At 71.3% G+C, this 22384-nt stretch carries 22 protein-coding genes; 14 read left to right on the forward strand and 8 right to left on the reverse strand.

Annotation, left to right across the window (positions count from 1 at the left end; translation table 11 throughout):
* Positions 1-243 (forward strand): hypothetical protein, encoded by a 243-nt coding sequence (locus tag AB0C27_RS42965; RefSeq protein ID WP_357857394.1) that lies wholly within the window; start codon positions 1-3, stop codon positions 241-243.
* Positions 244-357: 114 nt separating this feature from the next.
* Positions 358-1317, forward strand: a complete 960-nt coding sequence (locus tag AB0C27_RS42970; protein WP_357857397.1) for an EamA family transporter — start codon at positions 358-360, stop codon at positions 1315-1317.
* An 87-nt stretch (positions 1318-1404) separates the two neighbouring features.
* On the opposite strand, the gene AB0C27_RS42975 is transcribed toward AB0C27_RS42970, so the two are convergent.
* Together AB0C27_RS42975 and AB0C27_RS42980 are read right to left on the reverse strand one after the other, a co-directional pair.
* Entirely contained in the window at positions 1405-2241 is an 837-nt protein-coding gene (locus tag AB0C27_RS42975; RefSeq protein WP_357857400.1) for a DinB family protein, read from the reverse strand.
* 83 nt (positions 2242-2324) lie between these two features.
* The gene (locus tag AB0C27_RS42980) at positions 2325-3503 is read right to left on the reverse strand and encodes a cysteine desulfurase-like protein (protein WP_357857402.1); all 1179 of its coding nucleotides are present in this window, start codon (positions 3501-3503) and stop codon (positions 2325-2327) included.
* A 9-nt stretch (positions 3504-3512) separates the two neighbouring features.
* Here AB0C27_RS42980 and AB0C27_RS42985 point away from each other — a divergent pair, with 9 nt between their 5' ends.
* Positions 3513-4562: a winged helix DNA-binding domain-containing protein gene (locus tag AB0C27_RS42985; RefSeq protein WP_357857405.1), complete on the forward strand. Its 1050-nt coding sequence runs from the start codon at positions 3513-3515 to the stop codon at positions 4560-4562.
* Between the two features lie 25 nt (positions 4563-4587).
* Positions 4588-6018, forward strand: a complete 1431-nt coding sequence (locus AB0C27_RS42990; RefSeq protein ID WP_357857408.1) for a wax ester/triacylglycerol synthase family O-acyltransferase — start codon at positions 4588-4590, stop codon at positions 6016-6018.
* Positions 6019-6178: 160 nt separating this feature from the next.
* Here the strand turns inward: AB0C27_RS42990 and AB0C27_RS42995 are convergent, their stop codons facing one another.
* Positions 6179-6886, reverse strand: a complete 708-nt coding sequence (locus tag AB0C27_RS42995) for a TetR family transcriptional regulator (RefSeq protein ID WP_357857411.1) — start codon at positions 6884-6886, stop codon at positions 6179-6181.
* Positions 6887-7019: 133 nt separating this feature from the next.
* Here AB0C27_RS42995 and AB0C27_RS43000 point away from each other — a divergent pair, with 133 nt between their 5' ends.
* The 5 genes from AB0C27_RS43000 to AB0C27_RS43020 all read left to right on the forward strand — a co-directional run bounded on the left by AB0C27_RS43000 (position 7020) and on the right by AB0C27_RS43020 (position 11316).
* A complete protein-coding gene (locus AB0C27_RS43000) occupies positions 7020-7988 on the forward strand; it encodes an RNA polymerase sigma factor (protein ID WP_357857413.1) in 969 nt (322 codons plus the stop codon).
* 112 nt (positions 7989-8100) lie between these two features.
* Positions 8101-8865, forward strand: coding sequence for a class I SAM-dependent methyltransferase (locus AB0C27_RS43005; protein WP_357857416.1), 765 nt, complete (start codon positions 8101-8103; stop codon positions 8863-8865).
* A 45-nt stretch (positions 8866-8910) separates the two neighbouring features.
* Complete coding sequence (gene add, locus AB0C27_RS43010) at positions 8911-9876, forward strand: adenosine deaminase (protein ID WP_357857419.1); 966 nt, start codon at positions 8911-8913, stop codon at positions 9874-9876.
* Entirely contained in the window at positions 9873-10745 is an 873-nt protein-coding gene (locus AB0C27_RS43015; protein ID WP_357857421.1) for a TIGR02569 family protein, read from the forward strand. Before add ends, AB0C27_RS43015 begins: the two co-directional genes overlap by 4 nt.
* A gap of 64 nt (positions 10746-10809) precedes the next feature.
* Complete coding sequence (locus AB0C27_RS43020; protein WP_357857424.1) at positions 10810-11316, forward strand: DUF6221 family protein; 507 nt, start codon at positions 10810-10812, stop codon at positions 11314-11316.
* 41 nt (positions 11317-11357) lie between these two features.
* On the opposite strand, the gene AB0C27_RS43025 is transcribed toward AB0C27_RS43020, so the two are convergent.
* Positions 11358-13379 carry a beta-galactosidase gene (locus AB0C27_RS43025; protein ID WP_357857427.1) on the reverse strand — a complete coding sequence of 674 codons (2022 nt, stop codon included), beginning with the start codon at positions 13377-13379 and terminating at the stop codon, positions 11358-11360.
* A 334-nt stretch (positions 13380-13713) separates the two neighbouring features.
* Between AB0C27_RS43025 and AB0C27_RS43030 the strand changes: the two genes are divergently transcribed.
* Positions 13714-14733 (forward strand): substrate-binding domain-containing protein, encoded by a 1020-nt coding sequence (locus AB0C27_RS43030; RefSeq protein WP_357857429.1) that lies wholly within the window; start codon positions 13714-13716, stop codon positions 14731-14733.
* Between the two features lie 168 nt (positions 14734-14901).
* Here AB0C27_RS43030 and AB0C27_RS43035 read toward each other — a convergent pair whose 3' ends face one another.
* Positions 14902-15549, reverse strand: a complete 648-nt coding sequence (locus AB0C27_RS43035) for a response regulator transcription factor (protein WP_357857432.1) — start codon at positions 15547-15549, stop codon at positions 14902-14904.
* A gap of 4 nt (positions 15550-15553) precedes the next feature.
* Positions 15554-16675 carry a histidine kinase gene (locus AB0C27_RS43040; RefSeq protein WP_357857435.1) on the reverse strand — a complete coding sequence of 374 codons (1122 nt, stop codon included), beginning with the start codon at positions 16673-16675 and terminating at the stop codon, positions 15554-15556.
* A 250-nt stretch (positions 16676-16925) separates the two neighbouring features.
* On the opposite strand from AB0C27_RS43040, the gene AB0C27_RS43045 reads away from it, so the two are divergent.
* From AB0C27_RS43045 to AB0C27_RS43055, 3 genes are all read left to right on the forward strand, one after another.
* On the forward strand, positions 16926-17639 hold the full coding sequence (locus tag AB0C27_RS43045; RefSeq protein WP_357857438.1) for an ATP-binding cassette domain-containing protein: 714 nt from the start codon (positions 16926-16928) through the stop codon (positions 17637-17639).
* Positions 17636-18391 (forward strand): ABC transporter permease, encoded by a 756-nt coding sequence (locus AB0C27_RS43050; protein WP_357857441.1) that lies wholly within the window; start codon positions 17636-17638, stop codon positions 18389-18391. Before AB0C27_RS43045 ends, AB0C27_RS43050 begins: the two co-directional genes overlap by 4 nt.
* Before the next feature lie 265 nt (positions 18392-18656).
* Positions 18657-19226 carry a hypothetical protein gene (locus AB0C27_RS43055; RefSeq protein WP_357857444.1) on the forward strand — a complete coding sequence of 190 codons (570 nt, stop codon included), beginning with the start codon at positions 18657-18659 and terminating at the stop codon, positions 19224-19226.
* Positions 19227-19395: 169 nt separating this feature from the next.
* Here the strand turns inward: AB0C27_RS43055 and AB0C27_RS43060 are convergent, their stop codons facing one another.
* The gene (locus AB0C27_RS43060; protein WP_357857447.1) at positions 19396-19614 is read right to left on the reverse strand and encodes a hypothetical protein; all 219 of its coding nucleotides are present in this window, start codon (positions 19612-19614) and stop codon (positions 19396-19398) included.
* 214 nt (positions 19615-19828) lie between these two features.
* Here AB0C27_RS43060 and AB0C27_RS43065 point away from each other — a divergent pair, with 214 nt between their 5' ends.
* On the forward strand, positions 19829-21001 hold the full coding sequence (locus tag AB0C27_RS43065; RefSeq protein ID WP_357857450.1) for a hypothetical protein: 1173 nt from the start codon (positions 19829-19831) through the stop codon (positions 20999-21001).
* 150 nt (positions 21002-21151) lie between these two features.
* Here AB0C27_RS43065 and AB0C27_RS43070 read toward each other — a convergent pair whose 3' ends face one another.
* The gene (locus AB0C27_RS43070) at positions 21152-22333 is read right to left on the reverse strand and encodes a VOC family protein (protein ID WP_357857453.1); all 1182 of its coding nucleotides are present in this window, start codon (positions 22331-22333) and stop codon (positions 21152-21154) included.
* Positions 22334-22384 lie beyond the last annotated feature (51 nt).

Consider the following 22384-nt stretch of genomic DNA (forward strand, 5'->3'; position numbering starts at 1 on the left):
ATGACCGCCGGACAGAGTGCGATCGCCGCCCACGCCGAGGTTCTGCGCGCGGACGCGCAGATCCTCACCGCCTGCGCCGAGCGTCTGCGCGCGATCGAGGCGGCCTTGGAGGCGGCCGGCGCGGCGCCGCCTTGGCTGCGCGCGGCGGTGCGCACTCACCACGCCGCTTGCGTGACCGCCGCCGCCGACCTGCGTACGGCCGTCCGCCACCTGAGCGCCTACGCCGAGCGAACGAACCTCTGAGCCGAGCAGGCGAGCCACCATAGACGCGCCGTGGGGCCACCGGAGAACCGTTGAAGACCAGGGCGGCGATATCCGATTGCTTGGCCGGTGCCCGATGTGTCAGCGTCGCTGGACATGATGTCAGGGCAGGTGATGGGGGTGCGGTACGCCGGGCTGGCGCTCGCGCTCGGGTCCTCATGGTGCTTCGCTTTCTCCGGGCCGATGGCCAAATACCTCGACGCCGCCGGACTGGCGCCGATGGAGGCGGTGTGGGCGCGGATGGCGGGCGCGGGGCTGCTGCTCGTGGCGGTGCTGGCCGTGGTCAGGCCGCGGGCGCTGCGGATCCCGCGCTCCAGGGTGGCGTTCGTCGGTCTGTACGCGGTCATGGCGGTGGCCGGCGTGCAGTCCCTGTACTTCGCCGCGATCACGCGCCTGCCGGTGGGGATCGCGCTGCTCCTGGTCTACCTGGCGCCGGTGATGGTGGTGGCCTGGGTGCGGCTGGTACGCAGGGCCCGGCCGGCGCCCGCCGCGTACGCCGGGGCGGTCGTCGCGATCGTGGGCCTCGGGATCGTCGCCGAGGTGTGGCAGGAGGTGCGGCTCGACGCGCTCGGTCTGGTGCTGGGGCTGCTGGCGGCGGCGTGCTCCGCCGGATATTTCCTGATGAACGATGGCTTCGGGGCGGAGATGGATCCGCTCGGCCTCGTCGCCTGGGGGATGACGGGGGCGGCCGTGGTGCTGATCCCGTTCGCGCGGCCCTGGGCGATGCCGTGGGAGGCGTTCACGGTGTCCGTCACGCCCGCCGCCGGGGGCCAGCGGCTGCCCGTGCTGCTGGCGTACCTGTGGATGGTGCTGGTCGCGACCGTGATCGCGTACATCATGGGCGTCAACGCCGTGCGGCGGCTGTCGGCCGCCGTGGCCGTCACCGTGGCATCGCTGGAGGTCGTCGGCGGGGCGGTGGTGGCCTGGGCGCTGGTGGGGGAGAGGCTGGGCGGGTTCCAGATCGTGGGCGGGCTGATCCTGCTGTCGGGCGCGTTGCTGGCCCAGACCGCCACCGGCCTGGGAGCCCCCCGGCGGCCGGCCGCGGCTCGCCGCTAGCCCCGGCCCTCTTCAAGAACGGAGCCCGCCCCCAGCCCTTCTCCAGCCCTTCTCCAGCCCTTCTCCAGCCCTTCTCCAGGTCGAAGGTCAGTCCTTGTCCTCCGGGACGGGCGCCTGTCCCGAGCTCTCCTTCTCCATGACGGTCAGGTCGCGTTCGGCGTAGAGCCGGTGCTCCCACTCCTCGTTGAGGATGATGCGCAGGCAGTTCTTGAACGGGAAGCTCTCGGCCTGCGGCCAGCCCGGCTCGGTGCGCGAGACCTCGGAGGCGAGCTGCTCGTCGGTGAGTGACTCCATGACGCCCCGGACCATGGCCTGGCGTTCGCCGCGGATCGCGAGCACCTCGTCGAGCGAGGGCCGGGCCGCGCGGTCCCACGGAAAGCCGCCCCACTGCGGCGCCTCGTCCCACGGCAGGTCCAGTGGGTGCCACGGCGAGAGGTCGCCGAGGATCATCCGTCCCGCCCAGGCGCCGGTGGCGAAGTTGAGGTGGCGCAGGGTCTGGATGAAGGACCACTCGTCGTCGACCTCGCGGTGCAGCGAATCCTCCGGGAACGTCCTGGCCCGGGCCACGGTCTCCGACCACAGCCGTTCCAGGATCGCCCAGGCCTCGCGGAAGCCGTCGGCGTCGGCGGGCCGCATCTTCGCCCGGTCCGGCATGCGGCGGTTCAGCTCGGCGTCGACCAGCGGCGCGATGTCCACGCCGTTCACGACGACGCGGCCCAGCTCGCCGCTGATCTCGACGTCGACCAACTCGACGCCGCGCAGCCGGGTGTCCTTGAACAGGGCGCCGCGGATCCGCGCGCCGGAGAAGTCGACCGACCGCATGCTCGCGCCGTCCAGCGACACCTTGCGGAAGGTGGCGCCTGACAGGGTCACGCCCTCGAAGCATGCCCCTGCCAGGTCCTGCTCGTGGAAATCGGAGGTCATGGCCGTCACGTTAGGACAGGTTCAGGACGATCCGCTTCCGGATCCGCCAGCGTTCAGGTAGGGCGCGTTGAGGTAGGGCGCGTTCAGGCCAGGCGGGCCACCCCTTCCAGGAGCCGGTCGACGTCGGAGCGGGCGTTGTAGTGGGCCAGGCCCGCGCGCACCGCCCCGCCCGTGTCGCGGATGCCCAGCACGCCGGTCAGCTCCCAGGCGTAGTTGTGCCCGTTCCACACGTTGACGCCCCGCTTGGCCAGGTGCTCGGCCACCTGGCGCGGGGTGTGCCCGGCCACGTTGAAGTACACGGTGGCGGTGCGCCTGGCCGGTTTGCCGTACAAGGTGACGTGCGACATCGTCTCCAGCTCCCCGAGGAGCACGGAGAACAGCGCCGTCTCGTACTCCTCGGCGGCGCTCATCGAGGCCAGCAGGCGTTCGCGGCGGCTGCCCGTGCCCGGCACCATCGCGGCCAGGTGGTCCACGGCGGCGGTCACCCCGTCGAGGTCGGCGAAGGCCGCAGTCCCCGTCTCGAACCGCTCCGGCACCGTGTCGGGCGAGGAGGCCAGCTTGTCCGGCCTGATCGTCTCCAGCAGCGCCGGGTCGGCGATCACCGCGCCGATGTGCGGTCCCGACCACTTGTACGCGCTCGTGGCGTAGAAGTCCGCGCCCAGCGCCCGCATGTCCACCGGGCCGTGCGGAGTGGCGTGCACGCCGTCCACGTACATCAGCGCGCCGGCCCGGTGCGCCAGCTCGGCGATGGCGGGCACGTCGGGGCGGGTGCCGAGGATGTTGCTGGCCGCGGTGACCGCGACCACCCGGGTGCGCTCGTTGATCAGATCGGCGTACTGCTCGACCGGCAGCTCGCCGGTGACCGGGTCCACCTCGGCCCAGCGTACGGTGGCGCCGATCTGCGTCCATGGCCGCACGTTGGCGTCGTGGTCGAGCCGGGAGAGCACCACCTCGTCCCCGGGACCGGCGATGGCCCCGGCCAGGCGGTAGGTGAGCGTGGTCATGTTGGGGCCGAGGATGACGCCGCCGGGATCGCCGCCGACCAGGTCGGCCACGGCGGCGCGGCAGGCGGCCACGATGGCGTCGGAGCGGTGGCTGGCCGGGAAGGCGCCGCCCACGTTGCCGATCCCCGTCCGGTAGGCGGTGGCGATGGCGTCGATCACGGGCCGGGGGGTCTGCGTGCCGGCCGCGCCGTCGAGATAGGCGTAACCGTCGGACAGCGCGGGGTACGTGGCGCGTACCTCTTTAATGGGGAAGGGCATGATATGTAGATGCTCAGCCTCCGCGACCTCAACCGTGCCACGCTGGCCCGTCAGCATCTTCTCTCCCGTCACCAGGGGGACGCGACCGACGTCGTGCACCGGCTGGCCGGGCTGCAGGCCCAGGAGCCGCGCCCGCCCTACCTGGGGGTGTGGACCCGGCTGGAGGGGTTCGAGCGCGACCACCTCCACGCGGCGCTGCACGCGCGCACGCTGGTCCGGGCCACCCTGTGGCGGGCCACGCTGCACCTGGTGACGGCGGCGGACTTCGCCGCCTTCCGGCCGGAGGTGGCGCCCGTGCTGGCCGCCGCGGCCCGGCGCTTCGACGGGATCGACTTCGCGGCGGTGGTGGCCGCCGCGGACCGGCTGCTGGCGGCGGGGCCCATGACGTTCAACGATCTGCGGCCCCGGCTGCTGGAGGAGTTCCCCGGCACGTACGACCGCGCGCTCGGGTACGCCGTCCGCATGCTCACCCCGCTGATCATGGAGCCGACCGCGGACCGGTGGAGTTTCCCGCGCGAGGCGGCGTTCGGGCTGCCCGGCATCGAACCGGCGCCCGCGGGCAGGCCGGCCCTGATCGAGCGCTACCTGGCCGCCTTCGGCCCGGCCACCCCCGCCGACGTGCAGACCTGGTCGGGGCTGAGCGGACTGCGCCAGGTCATGGAGGGTATGGAGCTGGACAGGGTGACCGACTTCGCCGGAAGGGAGCTGTTCGACCTGCCGGGGGCGCCGCGGCCGGGCGGTGACGTGCCCGCGCCCGTACGCTTCCTGCCCGACTTCGACACGCTGATCCTCGGCCACGAGGACCGGACCCGGGTGCTGGCCGACGAGCACAAGAGCCTCGTCGTCACCAAGAACCTGCGGGTGCGGGCCGTCTACCTGGTCGACGGGTTCGCGGCCGGGACCTGGCAGATCAGACGGTCGGGCAAGAAGGCCAGGCTGCTCGTCAGCCCGTTCGGACCGGCCGGGCTGGAGCCGCTGGAGGAGGAGGGGCTGCGGCTGCTGGCCTTCGCCGAGCCCGACGCGGCGACGCGCTCGCTTGAACTGGCGGATCCGGTCTGATTGGTTCGGGGACGGAGGTGTGACGATGCCGCAGCTGACCGCCCTCGACGCGCAGTTCCTGCACTTCGAGACCGCCACGAACCCGGCCAACATCGCCGGCCTGGCGATCCTCGACCGGGACGTCAACCGCGCCGAGCTTCAGGCCCTGCTCCAGCAGCGGCTCCCGTACGTGCCCGCGATGCGGCGCAAGCTGGCGCCCGTGCCGCTGGGGCTCGACCACCCGTACTGGACCCAGGAGGACGACCTCGACCTCGACTACCACGTACGCGAGATCGGCCTGCCGCCGCCGGGCGACGAGCGGCAGCTGGCCGACCAGGTCTCCCGCCTGCACGCCCGCCGGCTCGACCGCGGCCGCCCGCTGTGGGAGATCTACCTGATCCACGGGCTGGCCGGCGGACGCATGGGCCTCTACACGAAGATCCACCACGCGGCCGTGGACGGGGTCGGCGGCGCCGACGTGCTGGCCGCGCTGCTCGACCTGACGCCCGAGCCCGCCCCGCCGCCCGAGGGCGAGCCCGAGCACGACCCGCCGCCGCCCGGGCCCGCCGGCATGCTGGTGCGCGGCCTGACCAGGCTGGCGGGCAACCCCGCCCACGCCGTGCGCTTCGCCGCCCAGGCCATCCCGCACCTGGACGAGATCCCCGTCATCTCCTGGCTTCCCGGCGCGGCGACCGTCTCCAGCCTGGCCCGCCGCCTGGCCGGCAGCGGCCGGGTGCCGGAGCTGCCGGTGCTGCCCGCGCCGCGGACCCCGTTCAGCGGCCCGCTGTCGGCGCACCGGCGCTTCGCGTTCGTCTCGCTGCCGCTGGAGGAGATCAAGCAGGTACGCAAGGCGTTCGGGGTGACCGTCAACGACGTGGTCATGGCCGTGTGCGCGGGCGGGCTGCGCCGGTGGCTGGCCGCGCACGGCGGCGTGCCGCACCAGCCGCTGGTGGCGGGCGTGCCGTTCTCGCTGCGGGCCGTCGGTGAGGAGGGGCCGGGCAACCAGGTGGCGATCATGACCGCGCCGCTGGCGGTGCACCTCGCCGACCCCGTCGAGCGGTTGTACCACGTACGGCACGCCATGCACCGGATCAAGGACCGCTTCTCACTGTCTCCCGCGCGCTGGCTGCGCGAGTTCAGCGAGTCGATGCCGGCCGCGCTCATGGGGCTGGCCTCGCGCTCGGCGTTCGACCTCGTGGGCCAGGCGGCGCCGCCGATCAACCTGATCGTCTCGAACGTGCCGGGGCCGCAGTTCCCCCTGTACGTGTGCGGAGCGCGGCTGCTCAGCCACTATCCCGTCTCGGTGATCACAGACGTGTCCGGCGGCGTGAACATCACGGCCTTCTCCTACGACGGCTCGCTCGACATCGGCGTCGTCACCGACAGGGAGATGGTGCCGGACGCCTGGGAGCTGGCCGGAGACCTGCGCGAGGCCCTGGACGAGCTGCGCGAGGCGGAGGCCGGCTCGCCGCGGTGACTCCCGCGCTCGGGCCTGAGCACGAATGGTTGGCGCCCAGAGGCTTTCGGCCGCGCGAGCGGGGGAACCAAGGGAGGGGCACGATGCCGGGGTCCGGCGGAGAGGGGTACGGGGTGAGGTCGCGCGAAGGGCTGATGCGCTGACCGGGCCGGCGGTGTGCTCAGCGGACGGCGTACGCGCCGATCGCGGGCTCCAGCAGCCCGAACACCCGGCGCGCGGTGCCGTCCAGCGCCTTCGCGATCGCCTCGTCGTCGTCGCCCCGCTCTTGGTCCGTCTCTTGGCCGTCCTGGCGCGGGGTTGTCTGGTCGCCGGAGCTCGGCGGGAGGGCGGCCAGCATGCGTTCATGCAGGTCACGGAAGAGCAGACGGTCGGCCGCCGCGAGCTGGGCGGCCACGGCGCGGGCCACGACCGGGTCACCTCCGGCCGCCTCGGCTTCCGCCGTCAGCTGCGCGGCCAGCGCCAGCTCGCGCTGCTCGTGCAGGTCGCGCAGGCGCGCGACCAGGGTGGGGCTGTCGGCGATCATCCGGGCGAACGCGGGCCCGGTGAAGCCGATGACCGGGTCACGCCGCTCCAGCGCCGCCAGATACTCCCGGCGCACCGCCGCCAGCGCCGACTCGCCGGAAGACCGGCCCGCCACCACCCGCGCCAGGCCCGCCACGAACTCCTCATGGTGGTCGAGGGCCAGGTCCTCCTTGCGCGGGAAGTAGTTCGTCACGGTCATCTTGGCCACCCTCGCGGCGGCCGCGATGTCGGCGATGGTGGTCCGGTCGAAGCCGCGCACCAGGAACAGTTGGGTAGCGTGGTCAGAGATGGCCTGCCTGGTCTCTCGCTTCTTCTGTTCCCTCAAGCCCAAGGTGTCGATGCTCATAGCCGCAGTCTTCCACAAAATTTTAGGTTCGACCTTATTTTAGGTTGACTCTTCTTTGAAGGCAACCTAATGTTGGGTGCGACCTAAGTTTATGTCGCCGTCCACAGCCCCCAAAGCGAGCGAGGAGTGAGTTTTGTCCCAAGCAGCAGAGGTTCTAGAACTGGACGACAACGTTGCCGAGGGCGGTGCGGTCGTCGGCGCCGACTCGGTCAAGGTCTATCTCAAGGCGATCGGCCGGGTGCCGCTGCTCACCGCCGAGCAGGAGATCGAGCTGGCCAAGCGCATCGAGGCCGGCCTGTTCGCCAGGGAGCGGCTCGACACCGAGGCGGGCCTGTCCGACGAGATGCGCGCCGACCTGGAGTGGATCGCCGCCGACGGCTTGCAGGCCAAGCGCCGCATGCTGGAGGCCAACCTGCGGCTGGTGGTGTCCATCGCCAAGCGCTACACCGGGCGCGGCATGCTCTTCTTGGACCTGATCCAGGAGGGCAACCTCGGCCTGATCCGGACGATCGAGAAGTTCGACTACCGGCTCGGCTACAAGTTCTCCACCTACGCCACCTGGTGGATCAAGCAGGCCATCACCAGGGCCATGGCCGACCAGGCCAGGACGATCCGCATCCCCGTGCACATGGTGGAGCTGATCAACAAGGTCGCGCGCACCCAGCGCCGCCTGCAGAGCGAGCTCGGCCGCGAGCCCACCCCCGAGGAGATCGCCACGGAGTGCGAGCTCGAGGTCGACCGCGTCAGCGAGATCCAGGGCTACGGCCGCGAGCCGATCTCCCTGCACACGCCGCTGGGAGAGGAGGGCGACAGCGAGTTCGGCGACCTCATCGAGGACACCGAGGCCGTCTCCCCGGCCGACGCCGTCTCCTTCACCCTGCTCCAGCAGCAACTGCACTCGCTGCTCGACCAGCTCTCCGAGCGCGAGGCGGGGGTGATCAGCATGCGGTACGGCCTCAACGACGGCAAGCCGATGACCCTCGACGAGATCGGCCGCATCTACGGCGTCACCCGCGAGCGCATCCGCCAGATCGAGGCCAAGACCATGTCCAAACTGCGCCATCCGTCCCGGTCGCTGGCGCTGCGCGACTACCTGAGCTGACCCCGGCGCGCCGCTTGGTACGAGGTGCGGACTGAAAGGCTGCGCAAACGGGAACTCAAGAGTGTCGCCGTTGCCCTATGGACCCCCTCCACGGTGACCTACATTCCAAGGCGTGAAACGCTCCCGTTCGAGCCTCGTCCACCAGGTGACGTACGCGACCAAGAACCCCCATAAGATCCTGCCCCATCTGCGGCGGCTGGCCCGCGACACGTGGTTCAGGCTGCGTACGCGCGACCACGTCGCCTACTACCGGGCGGTCATGAAGTCCGACACCGCCCGTGACCCCGAGGGCGCCGTCGGGTCCCACACCCACAAGCGGTGGCTGGCCCTGGGCCGGCTGCAGTTCGACTACCTGCTCGAACACGGGCTCAAGCCCGAATGCCGCATGCTGGAGATCGGCTGCGGCAACCTGCGGGCCGGACGGCTGTTCGTCGGCTACCTCTACACCGGCAACTACTACGGCATCGACATCTCGCCCGACATCCTCATGGCGGCCCAGGACACGATCGTCAAGCACGGGCTGGGCGACAAGCTGCCCTACCTGACCCCCGTACGCGACCTGCGCTTCGCCTTCCTGCCCGACGAGTACTTCGACGTCGTCCACGCGCACAGCGTCTTCTCCCACTCCCCGCCCGACGTGATCGAGGAGTGCTTCGCCCACGTGGGCCGGATCATGAAGCCGGACGGCTGGTTCGACTTCACCTTCGACCGGACCGAGGGCAAGGAGCACCAGGTACTGCGGGAGGACTTCTACTACCGCACCGAGACCCTCATCGCGCTGGCCGAGAAGCACGGGCTGCGGGCGGTCTTCATGGAGGACTGGGAGAACCGGCACAAGCAGTCGAAGATCCGCATCACCCGGCGCCGGGCCGGCTGATAACCAGGTGCGCGGCGTTTACGGCAGCACGTAGGGTCGTCGTACGTGAGAGACGTCCGTGCCCTGCCCAAGGCCCACCTGCACGTTCACCTGGAGAGCACCGTACGCCCGCGGACCGTGCGCGAGCTGGGCGTCCCGCCCGAGCACGGCGGGACGTTCGCGACCTTCAGGGAGTTCGCCGACCAGCGGGCCAAGGTGCGCGAGGTCCTGCGTACGGCCGAGCACTTCCGGCGGATCGCGGTCGAGTTCTGCGAAGACGAGGCCGCCCAGGGCACCCGCTACGCCGAGGTGACCTTCACCGCCGCCGCGCACGGGGAGCGTGTGGGGGATCCTGAGATGCCGCTGCGGGCGGTGCTCGACGGGCTCGCCGAGGGGCGGGAGCTTTATGGGATCGACTGCAGGGTGCTGCTCGACCACTCCCGGCGGCGGCCGGTGGAGCGGCTGTGGCAGACGTACCGGCTGGCCATCCGGCACGAGCAGGTGATCGGCATCGGGCTGGCGGGCGACGAGAGCTACCCGCTGGCCCCGTTCACCGACGTGTTCGCCGCCGCCTGGGACGCACGGCTCAACCTGGTGCACCACGCGGGCGAGTCGACCGGGGCCGACAGCATCCGCGATGCGCTCGGCCCGGGCCGAGCCGAGCGGCTCGGGCACGGCATCCGGGTGCTCGACGACGACGACCTCGTGGCGGAGCTGAGCGAGCGCGGCGTCCCCCTGGAGGTCTGCCCCACCTCCAACGTGCTGCTCGGGCTGGTGCCTTCGCTGGCCGAGCATCCGCTGCCGCGGATGCGGGAGGCGGGGCTGACGGTCACGATCAACACGGACGGGGAGACGGCGCTGGCCGACGAGTACGCCCGGCTGCGTGACGTCTTCGGCTATGGGGACGCGGACCTGGCCGATCTGGCCCATGCCTCCATCGACGCCTCGTTCGCCCCGTTCGACGTGAAGGCCGAGCTCAGGGCCGGGGTGAACGCCTGGCTGGCGGCCCCGGACGATGGGGGCGCCTCATGACCCCGGACGGCCTGCCCTCCTCCGCCGGACGGCCCACTGACGAACGGCCCGCGCCTGAGGGGATGGCCGCTCCGGAAGGGGAGGAGCAGCCGCCTCCGGACGTGCTCGCCGCCTTCGGGGCGGTGGGGGAGCCGGTGTGGATGGGCGGGGCGTGGCGGGCCGGCGATCTGGCGCTCAAGCAGGCCGGCTTCCTGCCCGAGACGCTCTGGCGGGCCGGCGTGCTCGTCGCCGGATTGCCCGAATCGCCGCACTTCCGGGTGGCCCGTCCCGTCGAGGCGTCCGGCGGCGGCTGGGTGAGCCAGGGCTGGGAGGCGACCAGGATGGTGCCCGGCGTGCCCGACGTCCGGCGGCAGGACGACGTGCTGCGTACCGGCGCCGCCTTCCACGAGGCCATCGCGCACCTGCCCAGACCCGGCTTCCTCGACCGGCGCGAGGACCCCTGGACCGACGGCGACCGCGTGGCCTGGGAGGAGTTGCCCGTCCCCGGCGCGGCGGCGGGGCTGCTGGAGCCGCTCGTACGGGCCCGCCGCCCGGTCGACCTGCCCTGCCAGGCCGTCCACGGAGACCTGCCCGGCAACGTGTTGTTCGCCGACGGCCTGCCACCGGCGATCATCGACTGGCCCGTCTACTGGCGGCCACCCTCGTGGGCGGCGGCCGTCGCGGTCGCCGACGCCCTGTGCTGGTACGGCGCCACTCCCGCGCTGGCGGACCGCTGGGCTCACCTGCCCGAATGGGGGCAGATGCTGATACGTGCGCTCATCTACCGGATCGTCACCCTTGACCTGGTGCATGGGCCCGAGGGCTGGACCCGGGACGAGATCGCGGCCCACCACCCGGCGATCGAGGTCGCGCTCGCCCACGCCGGCTGAGCCCGTTCACGCCGGGGCTCCGGCTCGCCCCGGCTGGGCGCCGTACGGAGGAGAATGGGGCTTGATGGACGAGCTGATCACATTCATACGGGCCCGGCTCGACGAAGACGAGCGCGGGGCACGGGACGCGACGCCGGGCCCGTGGTCGTACGACCCGGGCAAGGAGTGGTACGACGGCGACGACTTCGTCACCATGACCAACGGGCAGGAGTTCGTCGGTTACGGGGGCATGTCGCTGTTCCGCGGCGCCGTCTGCATCACCGGCGACGCCGGGCACGCGCAGTCCGCCAAGGACGCCGAGTACATCGCCGGCCACGACCCGGCACGCACCCTGCGCGCAACGGAGGCCGGACGCCGCACCCTGGCCCGGCACACCCCGGCCCCGCCGGCAGAGGCCGGCCCGCCGCTGGACGCCGAGTCACCGTCCGGAGCGGGGTCGCCGTCCGGGGCCGGGCCGGACGGCGCGCCCCGCTGCCAGTACGACGGACAGCCATGGCCGTGCCCGGACCTGCGCGATCTCGCCGCCCCCTACGCCGACCACCCCGGCTACCGGGACGAATGGCGGCCGTGAAGGCGAGCGGTACGGCGGGGACCGGGTCCCCGCCTGCGCCGTCAGCCGCGGGCGATCTGGATCACCGACGCGCCCAGCGGGGCCAGTGACACCGTGCCGGACACCGGAGCCCCGGTGAGCAGGTCCGTCCCCTCCCCGCCCACGGGCACGGACACGCTGTCGGCCGCGCTGTGGTTGAGCAGGAACACGTACTCGTACGCGTCGTCCCCCCGCACCGTGCATTCGACGTGCGCCGGCACCCCCTCGAAGCGCGATCGTACCCCCGCCTTCGCCACCACCCGGGCCACGACGTCGTCGAACGCGCCCTGCTCCAGCAGCGTCGCGAAGTAGACCACCCGCCCGGCCCCGTACCGGTTCTCGACCACGGCGGCCCGTCCCGCGAGCAGCCCGTCGGCGTACGTCGCCAGCGCCGTGCCGCCCTCCAGGTGCAGGTCATCACGCCACCAGGTAGCGGTCGCGGCGCTCCCGTCGGCGAAGGACACGGCGAACACCTCGTCCGGCCTGGCCGGCCAGTACTCGTCGATCTTGGCCCCGATGAGCTCGCGGAACGCTCCCGGATACCCGTCCGGCCGCACCCGGTTGTCGGCGTCCACGACGCCGGAGAAGAACGACATGATCACCGTCCCGCCGTTACGGGCGAACTCGTGGATCCTGGCCACCCCTTCGTCGTCGATCAGGTACGCGTTCGGCACCATCAGCACCTTGTACCCGCCGTACCCGTCGAGCGGGCCCCCGTGGGGAACGACGTCCACGGCGTGATGCCGCTCCCACAGCGGCGTGTAGTGCCGCATGACCGTGTCGGTGTAGCTGAAGTCGCTGCGCGGCAGGCCGAACACCTCCTCCAGCCCCCACCAGCCGTCCCAGTCGAACACGATCGCGATCTCCGCCTGCGAGCGCGTACCGGCCACGGGGGCCAGCAGCTTCATCTCCCGCCCGAGGTCGCTGATCTCGCGGAACGTACGCGAATCGGGCCCGGAGTGCGGCAGCATCGCCGAGTGGAAGCGCTCCTGCCCGCCCCGGCTGGCCCGCCACTGGAAGAACATCACCGAGTCGGCCGCCCGCGACACCGCCTGCAGCGACCCGAGCCGCATCCGCCCCGGCTCCTTGACCACGTTGAGCCGCCACTGGCTGACCGCGCTGCTGGACTGCTCCATCAGCATCCACGGCTGCCCGCCCTTGAGCGAGCGGAACAGGTCGTAGTTGAAGGCCGCCGACACGTGCGAGTCGGATTCGGCCGGGTTGGGGTAGATGTCGAGCGCGGCCGCGTCCTCCTCCGGCGCCCACTTCCAGTAGTCGGCGTGGCGGAAGAAGCGCATGAAGTTCGTCATGACGGGGACGTCGTCGCGGTAGGAGCGCACGATGTCCCGCTCGGCGAGGTAACACTCCAGCAGCGCGTCCGAGGTGAAGCGCTTGAAGTCGAGCCGGCGGGTGGGGTTCATCCACGTACGCGGGATGTGCGGCACGTCGATCTGCTCCCAGTCGGTGTAGACCTGGCCCCAGAACCGCGTGGTCCACGCCTCGTTCAGCCGGTCGAGGTCGCCGTACCTGCGCTGCAGCCAGCGCCGGAACGCGGCCCCGGCCGCCGGGCCGAACGACGTGGGCCCGTACTCGTTGCTGATGTGCCACATCGCCAGCGCCGGATGGAACGAGTAACGCTCGGCGAGCTTGGTGGTGATGCGGGCCGCGTACTCGCGGTAGATCGGCGACGAAGGGTCGTAGTGCAGGCGGTTGCCGAAGCCGAACGGCTGCCCGTCCTCCCTGATCGGGAAGACCTCGGGGTGCAGGTGTGTGAGCCAGACGGGCGGCGCCGCGGTGGGGGTGGCCAGGTTGACGCTGACGCCGTGGTCGTGGAGGAGGTCCATGACCTCGTCCAGCCAGCCGAACTCGTACGTGCCCGGCTTCGGCTCCAGCGAGGCCCACGCGAAGACGCCCAGGCTGACGGCGTTGACCCCGGCCTCGCGCATGAGGCGGACGTCCTCGCGCCAGACCGAGCGGTCCCACTGCTCGGGGTTGTAGTCCCCGCCGAAGGCGAAACCGCCCACGCGCTGGCGAAAGGCTTCCATGCGTGACATCTCGGTGGCTCCCATGGTTCTTCGGTCCTCGAGTCGGACACGCCTCGCGCACGCGCCCCCGGCGTTGATAGCGCTAACAGAACTGCTCGGCCCCGCCCCTGTCATGCCCTTCTGCGGGATCAGAAAGTTTCAGAAAGTGTTTCCGAAAAATGACCGTGACATTGCCGGGTCATTACGCTAGGCTCCCGCTCGTAGCACTGTCAACAGTCCTCGACCTACGGCGACACCACCAGGTCAGCACGTCGACCCAGGCCGATCTCGACCGCCGAAAGTTTTCTGCTCCTGTGCCGTCGAGACGCGGCACCACGGCACAACGGGAGGTCCGGTGCGCAGAGCCACGCTGGCCGACGTCGCGGCGGCCGCCGGAGTGTCGGTGCCCACGGTCTCCAAGGTCCTGAGCGGCAAGAAACACGTCTCCACCGCCACCAGGGACAAGGTGCTCGAAGCCGTCAGAACCTCCGGCTACGAGGCGCCGCGTCCGCCCAGCAGGCCCAGGGCCGGCGTCGTCGATCTGCTCATCGAAGGACTCGGCTCACCGTGGGCGCAGGTGCTCATCGGCGGGGCCGAGAAGGCGGCGGCGCGGTGGGGGTTCTCGCTGGCCGTGACCTCGTCCGCGCGCTCCGACTTCGACCTGCGGCGCTGGATCGGGATGGTGCGCAAGCGCAACACCGACGGCATCGTCCTCGTGCTCTCCCGCGCCGACCAGCGCGAGATCGCCGCCATCGAGGAGCTGCTGCACGTGCCCTTGGTGCTGGTCGACCCGGTCGGGCAGCGCGACCCGCGCCTGTCCTCGGTCGGCGCCACCAACTGGCTGGGCGGCGTCATGGCCACCACCCACCTGCTGGAACTGGGGCACACCCGGATCGGCTTCATCGGCGGGCCGCTCGACACCCAGTGCACGCTCGACCGGTACGAGGGCTACCTGGCCGCCCACCGTACGTTCGGCGTCGACTCCGACCCCGCGCTCGCCCGCTACGGCGACTTCCTCGTCACCGGTGGCAAGGAGATCGGCGGCGACCTGCTCGACCGCGACGACCCGCCCACCGCCGTCTTCGCCGGCAACGACCTCCAGGCCGCCGGCGTCTACCAGGCGGCCACCGAGCGCGGCGTCCGCGTGCCCGGCGAGCTGTCGGTGGTCGGGTTCGACGACTCGATGCTCTGCGACATGCTCTCGCCGCCGCTCACCACCGTCCGCCAGCCGCTCGATGACATGGCCAACGAAGCGGTACGGCTCGTCGCCGAGGAACTGACCCACCCGCGAGGGCCCGCCGGCACCCGCATCGAGCTCGCCACCACGCTCGTCGTCCGCGGCAGCACCGCCCGGCTCCACCCCGATCCGACCTGATCACCGGGGAGCCCGGCACGCCGGGGACGTCCTTAGCGCGTACGGACGAACGGCCCGCGCCGGTTTCCGGAACGCGAGCCTCCGGAAACCGGACCTCAGGACGCTGAGCCTGCGAAAGCCGGCCTCCCGGCAGGCGGGCCTCAGGAAAGGGCGGGCCTCCGGGAGAGGTCAGAGCAGGCCGGCGTCGCGGACCTTGTTGGCCACGTGGACCCGGTTGTCGGTGCCCAGCTTGGCGAAGATGCGGGTGACGTTGGCCTTCACCGTGGCCACGCTCACCGACAGGTCCCGCGCGATCTCGGCGTTGGAGCTGCCCTTGGCCACCTCGATCGCGACCTCGCGCTCCCGTTCGGTGAGCGCGGCCAGCTCGCGGGCCGCCTCGGGACGATGCGGCTCATAACGGCCGGTGGCCGCCGCGATCACCTGCTGCGCGACGCTCGGCGACAGCACCGGCTCGCCCTTCGCCACCGCCCGCACGGCCTCGATCATCTTCGGCGGCGGCGTGTCCTTCAGCAGGAACCCGTGGGCGCCGATCCGCAGCGCCCGCATCACCATGTCGTCGGCGTCGAACGTGGTCAGCACCAGGATGCGAGGCGGGGACGGCCGGGAGAGCAGCAGCTCGGTGGTGGCCAGGCCGTCCTGCTCCGGCATGCGGATGTCCATCAGCACCACGTCGGGCCGCAGGTCGCGGATCACGGCCATGGCCCGCTTCCCGTCGGCCGCCTCGCCCACGAGGTCGAGGTCGGGCTCACCGCCGAGAATCAGGCGCAGCCCGGTGCGCACCATCGGGTCGTCGTCCACGATCACCACTCGGATCACGAGGTCAAGCCTCCCACGGCAGCAGGGCGTCCAGGACGAACCGCCCATCCTGTACGCCATGGTCGAGCGTGCCGCCGGCCATCCGGGTGCGTTCGGCCAGCCCGACCAGCCCCAGCCGCCCGCCGGGCCCGGCCGCGACGCCGGCCGGCGCGGGGTTGCTCACCCGGATCCGCAGCCCCGCCCCCGGTCGCCCGCCGAGCTCGGCCCGCACGGGGCTGCCCGGCGCGTGCTTGCGGGCGTTGGTGAGCGCCTCCTGCACGATCCGGTACGCGTGCCGCCCCGTCTGCGCCGGCAAGTGCTCCCTGCCCGCCACGGTGTCGTCCACCTCGACCCGCTGCCCGGCCGCGCGCACCTCCTCGAACAGGGCGTCCAGGTGGGCCAGCGTCGGCTGCGGCGCCTCCAGGCCGCCGTCGCGGCGCAGCGTGCCGAGCACGGCGCGCAGCTCGTTGAGCGACTGATGCGCGTTGTCCTGGATCGCCAGCGCCGTCTCACGCATCTCCTCGGGGCCGAGGTCCTTACGGTAGGCCAGGCCGCCCGCGAGCATCGTCAGCAGCGAGATCCGGTGCGCCAGGACGTCGTGCATCTCCTGGGCGATCTTCAGGCGTTCGGCGAGCTTGGCCTGTTCGACCCGGTGCTCCTGCGCCGCCACCACCGCGGCCCGCTGCGCCTCCGCCCACTCGCGGCGCCCGCGCAGGTAGAGGCCCACGACCGTGAGCACGCCGAGCACGGCGGCGCCGATCGCGCCGAAGACGAGGGCCAGCGCCCAGCCGTCCTGCCAGCGGGTGGAGGCGAGCGTACAGAGCCAGAAGACGACCGCCACCGGCACGACCTGCCGCCAGCGGCGGTGCGTGGCCAGGGAGGCGAAGGCGACGAGGGCGGGGCCCGTGACGGTGAAGAAGAAGGCGGTCGGCAGGATCAGCGCCAGCGTGACCGGAACCGGCCACCTGGCACGGAACCCCAGCACGATCAGACCGGCCACGCCGACGCCCATGTCCAGGAGCAGCCGCTGGTCGCCGGACTCGGGCCGCCCCGGCGCGAGCGTGGTCAGGATGACCAGGTAGAGGAGCAGGGGGAGCGAGGCGAACAGATAGAGCAGGACGGTGCCGAACCGATCGGCCACGGGCATCCGGCCGGCCCCTGCACGAAGGCCGCTTCCGGGCGCCGGCGGCGAGCTTTCGGGGGCTGGAGGCGGCCCTGCTCCTGGGGACGGTCGGCGCTCGTCGGGGTGGTCCTGCACGTCCCCCAGCCTAGAGACCTCCTGTCCAGGGCTTTAGCACCCCAGGTCCACCTCACTGCCGACCATGGTCCACATTCTCGCCCCCAACGCTGGACCCAGGACCGATGAGATCCGGCCGCCTTTTCGGTGAACTTGACCCGTGATTGAATTCCACCGCCTCAGCAAGGCGTACCACGAGGTGAAGGCACTGGACGAGGTCTCCTTCACCGTCCAGCCGGGCACGATCACCGGATTCCTGGGTCCCAACGGCGCGGGCAAGTCCACCGCCATGCGGATCCTGGCCGGCCTGTCCCGCCCCACCTCGGGCACGGCCACCGTGCTGGGGCGGCCGTACGCGGAGCTGGAGAGACCCGGCTACGACGTCGGCACCCTGCTCGACGCCGGCGCCCAGCATCCCGGCCGCTCCGGCCGCGAGGTGCTGACCCTGGGTGCGATGATGCTCGGCCTGCCCCGCTCGCGCGCCGACGAGGTGCTGCGGATGGTGGGCCTGAGCCCCAAGGAGGGCAGACGGCCCGTCGGCGGCTACTCGCTGGGCATGCGGCAACGGCTGGGCATCGGTCACGCGCTGCTTGGCCGGCCCAGGGCGCTCATCCTCGACGAGCCGGCCAACGGCCTCGACCCCCAGGGCATCCACTGGATGCGTGGGCTGCTGCGCGACCTGGCCGGCTCGGGGTGCGCGGTGCTGCTCAGCTCCCATCTGCTGCACGAGGTCGAGCAGGTGGCCGACCGCATCGTGATGATCGGCGCCGGCCGGGTGCTGGCCGAGGGCACGCTCGCCGAGCTCGGCCGGGGCCGCGACCTCGAACGGACCTTCCTCGAACTCACCACCCACGCAGACCGGAGCCTGGCATGACCACCGACACGCCGACCGCGTACCGCCTCCCCTTCGGCAGGCTGCTGCGGGTGGAGACCCGCAAGCTGCTCGACACGCGCACCAGCATGATCATGATGGGTGTCCTGGTCGGGGCCGCGGTGGCGCTCGTCGTCGGCCGGGCCCTGTACGGCGGGCCGGCCGACCTGTTCACCCTGGCCGGCACGGCCGGGATCGCCTCGGGGACGCTGCTTCCCGTGCTGGGCATCCTGTCGCTGACCGGCGAGTGGAGCCACCGCACCGCGCTGACCACGTTCACACTGGAGCCGCGCAGGGGACGGGTGCTGGTGGCCAAGTGCCTGCCCGTGCTGGTCGCGGCCGTGGCGGCGTGCCTGCTGGCGCTGCTGGTGGCCGTGCCGGCGACCGCCGTCGCCGCGGCCGCCCAGGGCGGGCAGGCCGCCTGGGAGCTCGACCCCGGCCAGGTGCTGGGCTGGATCGCGACGACGATCCTGTCCACCGCGCAGGGGCTCGCCCTGGGCCTGCTGCTGCTCAACGCACCCGCCACGATCGTGATCTACCTGGTCGATCCCATGCTGTGGAGCTTCATCGGCCAGCTCGGCCCGGTGGGGGAGACGGCGGGGGAGTGGCTCGACCCCAACAGGACCATCAGCGTGCTGATGAGCTCCGACCTGACCGGCGGCGACGCCGCGCGGCTTGCCGTGTCCGTGGTGCTCTGGATCGTCATCCCAGCGGGGGTGGGCGTTCTGCGGGTGCTGAGGAAGGACGTGCACTGACGTCCCTTTACCCGCAACGTAGATCTTTGCCGGTTTCATGGGGTTTTGTTTGCATTTGTCCGGTTTGGTCCGTAACGTGGACCTCGTTCCCCGGTGAAGGATCCATCGCGTCACGTCTCGACGAGGTGGTCCCGCCGGACCTCCGGATCCCGACCTCCGTGGATCCAGCCGCGCTCCATGCAGCGTCCGTCACGGCGCGCTGCCCAGATTACGTTCGTCCGCGAGCGCAAGTTCCCGTCCCCTAACAAAGGACCTGAATTTCTTCATGTCTGCTCGCCTGCGTTCCATCGCTCTGCTCGCCGCCTCCACCGTCACCGCGGTGACCATCGGCTCGGCCGCCACCGCGCACGCCGAGACCGGCACCGAACAGCGAGGCGTTCTGCAAGGCTCGACCACCGCGTCCTACTTCTGGGACGACTCCTCCGGCCGCGCCGGAGACACCGGTCTGCCCGCCGCGGGCAAGCCCATGCAGAAGGGCCTGGTCGCCAGCCCGAGCTGGCCGCTCATGACCGAGGGCTACGTCGTCTACAAGGGCAAGAAGCTGCCCTTCTTCGTGGGCGACCGGGGCCCCGGCGACCCCTCCAACCGTGGTGTGATGCTGGACCTGGACGCCAAGACCTTCGCCGAGCTGACCGGCGGCCGCTTCAACCCGGAGACCCTGGGCGTGGACGGCATCGGCGGCGAGGGCCACATCAAGATCGACTACGTCGTCACGAAGTGGGGCGACGGGGTCGGCCGGAAAAACTACCCGGTCGCCTTCTCCACCGGCTCCTGGGCCGAGAAGGACACCCACCCCGTGACCCAGCCGGTCTCCGTCAAGAAGCCCACCGGCTGACCTCCCCCGCCGGCCGCAGTCCGGCCGCACGCTCGAAAGGGGCGCCCCTCCACCACGAGGGGCGCCCCTTTCACGTACGGCTGCCGACCAGCCGACGGGATGCTTGACGCGCACTCGGTGGATCGAGGGGCGACGGCCGGAGTCCGTACGAGCCGGCAGAGAGCGGGGATCAGGAGTAGGTGCCCCAGTAGTAGCCGTAGGGCGTCCACTTGCATTCTGCTTTGATGCCCTTGGTCCGCTTCACGGCGGCTTCCGAGACGCACACGCTCTTGCTCACGGGGCCGTGCCAATGCCATGACTTCGCTTGCGCCGGAGCGGCGTTGAGTGCCGCCACGAACGTCATCGAGACCATGGCCGTCCCGAGGAGGAGGGCGATTCTCTGCTTCACAGGCGAACCTCTCTTCAAGGAGTCCCGCTCTTTCACGTGCAGGGGCTCGGTGGTGGCCACAGCCAAGCAGGCGCCGGTATGCCGCTGGTATGGAGGCCTTCCTGCGATCTACGTTGTAAAGGCGTCCTTCCGAAGTGGATCCTTTCCGGCCGCCCGGTGATCCAAGTGGCGTCCGGGAGACGAATCAAGGTCACCTCTCCGAGAAGGGACTTCGATGGTCCAGCCTCACTGGTTACGCAAGACCCTCGCGGCCGGAGCGATCCTGGCCGCCGCCGCGGGCGTGCTGGCGCCCGCGACCCCCGCCTCGGCCGCGGCATCCGACGCCTCGGCCGCCGTTGTGCCGCCGCCGTACGCGGCTGACCTGCCCGATCTCAGCACCCCTGCCGTGGCCTACGATCGCGCCGCTCCGCCCGTCGCGACCGGTGTCGCCGTGCGCGGGGCCGATGGTGCGCTGCTCTACAGCGCCCGCTCGGGTACCACGTTCGGGCCGCTCCAGTCGCTCGGCGGGGTGATCGTCGGCGATCCGTCGGTGGTGGTGAACAGCGGTGGGACCCATTTCTTCGTCCGCGGCACCGATGACCAGGTCTACACCAACACGATCACCCCGTCCGGCGCCGTCACCGGTTACTCGACGGTGCCCGGCCTGACGGTCACCGGCGATGTCGAGGCGCTCGTGCCCAACCTCGCACCTGCGGGCAGCCTGCGGATCTTCGCGCGCGGGCCCGACGGAGCCGTGTGGACCAACAGCCTCAACGGCGGCGCGTGGGCCGGCTGGAGCAGCCTCGGCGGCTTCGCCACCAGCGACATCACCGCCGCCCGTACCTTCGCCGTCCCCAACGACACCGTCCGGGTGTTCGTCCGGGGCGCCGACCACCGCGTCTACGTGAGCAGGGTGAGCGCCAGTGGCGTGACCGCGTTCGAGCCGCTCGGAGACCTCCAGGTCACCAGCAACATCGCCGTCGCCGAGGATGCTCTCTTCGGCGGCGGCTTCATCGCCGCACGGGGCGCGGACGGCGGTCTCTGGACGCTCAACCTGTTCACGCTCCCGTACGCCTGGAAGCCGCTCGGCGGGACCGCCACCAGCGACCCCGCTTTCAGCTTCCAGGGCAACGTCACCTCTCTGTACGTCCGGGGCACCGACGACGCCCTGTACGTCAACAAGGCGGCCTCGCCCGATGCCGCCTACCGCGGTTACGAGCGGATCGACGGTGCCGTCTCCGGTAACCCGGCGGCGTTCGGCCCCGGTGTCAGCACGCTGGGGCCCGGATTCCTGCTGGCCCGCCTCGCAAACGGATCCCTGGGCCTGAACGTGGACCCCTCTCCCACGCTCCAACCGCCGCACAAGTTCGGCGGGTTCACCCCGATTCCGGGCCCGGCGGTCGGCTGAGCCACGCCCGCCCGTGCACCGCGAATGACGCCGGCCCGCGTACTGCGAACCACGGTCGCCCGCGTCTGCTGTAACGGTCGCTCGCGTCTCCTTGAGGCGCGGGCGACCGCCCACGGGTGCGGCGACAGCGGCGGTGATGCGGCCTGGCGGTCAGGACGTCTTCTGCCAGCGCGAGATGTGGCTGCGGCTGTCGCCGGTGAAGGGCTGGCGGTTCCAGCCGGCCCAGCGTTCGCGCAAGGTCATTCCGGCGATCCGCGCCATCAGATCGAGCTCGGACGGCCAGACATAGCGGTGCCGCGTCGAACGGGTCTCCAGCCGGCCGTCCACGACCCAGTAGTGATGGGAGACGGCGAGCTGTGACGCCACGTCGTACTCCTCGAACCCGAGATGCGCCGGCGTCACGGTGAACGGGTGCACGGTCTGGCCCGGTGGCAGGCGACGGAGCTCGGGGATGTAGACCTCGATGACGAACGAGCCGCCGGGTTCGAGCTGGTCGGCCACGGTACGGAAGCATTCGACTTGTTCGTCCTGGGTGGTCAGGTTCGTGATGGTGTTGCGCACCAGGTAGGCGAGGGTGAAGTCGTGCCCGGCCCTGGTGGTGGCGAAGTCGCCGATGGTCACGTCGATGTGCTGGGCGCCCGGTTTGCCGCTCAGCTGGGCCGCCATCGCCGGCGACAGTTCGATCCCGTGCACCCGGACGCCGCGCCGGCTGAGGGGCAGCGCGATGCGTCCGGTGCCGATGCCCAGTTCGAGGGCGCTGCCGCCCGGGCCGGCCAGGGCGGCGAGGAAGTCCACGGCGGGGTCGACGACCGCGGGCTCGAACAGCTCCGGCCATTTGTCCTCGTACGTCCGCGCGATGTGTTCGTCGAAGTCGTTCTCCGGCACGGAGGTGGTTGTGCCCGGGAACGCACGGTGCTCATCATCCGATTCGGTGAGCCCATGGTGGCGGGTGTGGCCCGGCTGCTCGCCGCCCTCGACACAGAACTCGTTGCCTTCGGGGTCGGCCATCACCACCCAACCGCCGGGGGTGAGGCTGCGGCGGTCGTCCACGATGCGCGCGCCCAGCGCTTCGAGCCGGGTGAGCTCCTGCTCCTGCGATCCGTCCTGGGGCAAGAGATCGAGGTGAACGCGATTCTTGCCGCGTTTCGGCTCCGGCACCTCGACGAAGACGAGGTGAGGGGAGCTGTCATGGTCGAGGCCCACCCACCAGAACGGGTTGCCCGGCATGTCCACCTTCGTGCGGGGCCAGCGGGTGACCTCGCTCCAGAAGCGTGACATGGAGTCGGCGTCGGCGCAGTCGAACGTCACGTTCAGGATCGAGGATCTGCTCACGCCCGCCTCCTCCGCCGGTCTCGTTCCGGCGGAGCCTCGCACGGGTGGATG

The sequence above is a fragment of the Nonomuraea sp. NPDC048882 genome, from assembly GCF_040649755.1.
GTDB classification, from domain to species: domain Bacteria; phylum Actinomycetota; class Actinomycetes; order Streptosporangiales; family Streptosporangiaceae; genus Nonomuraea; species Nonomuraea maheshkhaliensis.

Excerpts from the sequence above, each read along its gene's own strand:
- AB0C27_RS42965 (WP_357857394.1), top strand. The coding sequence starts at position 1 with ATGACCGCCGGACAGAGTGCGATCGCCGCCCACGCCGAGGTTCTGCGC.
- AB0C27_RS42970 (WP_357857397.1), top strand. The coding sequence starts at position 358 with ATGATGTCAGGGCAGGTGATGGGGGTGCGGTACGCCGGGCTGGCGCTC.
- AB0C27_RS42975 (WP_357857400.1), bottom strand. The coding sequence starts at position 2,241 with ATGACCTCCGATTTCCACGAGCAGGACCTGGCAGGGGCATGCTTCGAG.
- AB0C27_RS42980 (WP_357857402.1), bottom strand. The coding sequence starts at position 3,503 with ATGCCCTTCCCCATTAAAGAGGTACGCGCCACGTACCCCGCGCTGTCC.
- AB0C27_RS42985 (WP_357857405.1), top strand. The coding sequence starts at position 3,513 with ATGCTCAGCCTCCGCGACCTCAACCGTGCCACGCTGGCCCGTCAGCAT.
- AB0C27_RS42990 (WP_357857408.1), top strand. The coding sequence starts at position 4,588 with ATGCCGCAGCTGACCGCCCTCGACGCGCAGTTCCTGCACTTCGAGACC.
- AB0C27_RS42995 (WP_357857411.1), bottom strand. The coding sequence starts at position 6,886 with ATGAGCATCGACACCTTGGGCTTGAGGGAACAGAAGAAGCGAGAGACC.
- AB0C27_RS43015 (WP_357857421.1), top strand. The coding sequence starts at position 9,873 with ATGACCCCGGACGGCCTGCCCTCCTCCGCCGGACGGCCCACTGACGAA.
- AB0C27_RS43020 (WP_357857424.1), top strand. The coding sequence starts at position 10,810 with ATGGACGAGCTGATCACATTCATACGGGCCCGGCTCGACGAAGACGAG.
- AB0C27_RS43025 (WP_357857427.1), bottom strand. The coding sequence starts at position 13,379 with ATGGAAGCCTTTCGCCAGCGCGTGGGCGGTTTCGCCTTCGGCGGGGAC.
- AB0C27_RS43040 (WP_357857435.1), bottom strand. The coding sequence starts at position 16,675 with ATGCCCGTGGCCGATCGGTTCGGCACCGTCCTGCTCTATCTGTTCGCC.
- AB0C27_RS43050 (WP_357857441.1), top strand. The coding sequence starts at position 17,636 with ATGACCACCGACACGCCGACCGCGTACCGCCTCCCCTTCGGCAGGCTG.
- AB0C27_RS43055 (WP_357857444.1), top strand. The coding sequence starts at position 18,657 with ATGTCTGCTCGCCTGCGTTCCATCGCTCTGCTCGCCGCCTCCACCGTC.
- AB0C27_RS43065 (WP_357857450.1), top strand. The coding sequence starts at position 19,829 with ATGGTCCAGCCTCACTGGTTACGCAAGACCCTCGCGGCCGGAGCGATC.